Below are 593 nucleotides of genomic sequence, written 5' to 3'. Positions count from 1 at the left end.
ATCTCTATCGGTCGGGGTGTGGAGACGGCAGGGCGCGACCGGGATCAGCCATACCCCCGCAGGAATAGGCGCGGCAACGCGTACTGCTGCGCAGGTAATGGACGAGTTTGTCTATGCGTCTGGATTTACGGGTTACACCGAGGCAGGTGAAGGTTCGTCAACCGATAGCTATCCGGCAATTATGGCAGCCATCGCGGTTGCGAACGCCCGGAGCCGCCCGCTCATCATCCAAGGTCGCCCGCGCATCTCGCAGACGATTAAGCTGACTGCGCCCACGCACCTCAAGTTAGAGGGATCTCATTACGTGCCGGGCCAATTGCTCGGCGGCACGCTCATTATTAAGGGTAATAGCTGCGCTGGCCCAGCGATACAGGTAAACCCAGGGGCGCTTGGTTCCATCATCGAGGGCGGCGGCATCGTCGGCGAAAGCGGGAACACCGGCGACGGGCTCGCTATCATGGGCGCACGCGTCATAGTGCGCGACGTCGGCATCCAGTATATGGGCCGGGACGGTATCCGTATCGGCGGCTATGCCACGAGCGATCCATGGTACGATGCAGCGTTGGACACGAGCGTAAATGCAAATTCCACTA

The 593-nt window shown here is 60.4% G+C and carries 1 protein-coding gene; it reads left to right on the top strand.

The features are described 5' to 3' along the window. Positions 1-97: 97 nt before the first annotated feature. Positions 98-593, top strand: a 496-nt coding sequence (locus AACY19_RS26795) for a hypothetical protein (RefSeq protein ID WP_339454505.1), incomplete at its 3' end; no start/stop codon positions are given.

The sequence above is a fragment of the Pseudomonas sp. EA_5y_Pfl2_R50 genome (genome assembly GCF_963970475.1).
In the GTDB taxonomy this organism is placed as follows: Bacteria; Pseudomonadota; Gammaproteobacteria; order Pseudomonadales; family Pseudomonadaceae; genus Aquipseudomonas.
This window is presented reverse-complemented; position numbering and strand designations above follow the sequence as displayed.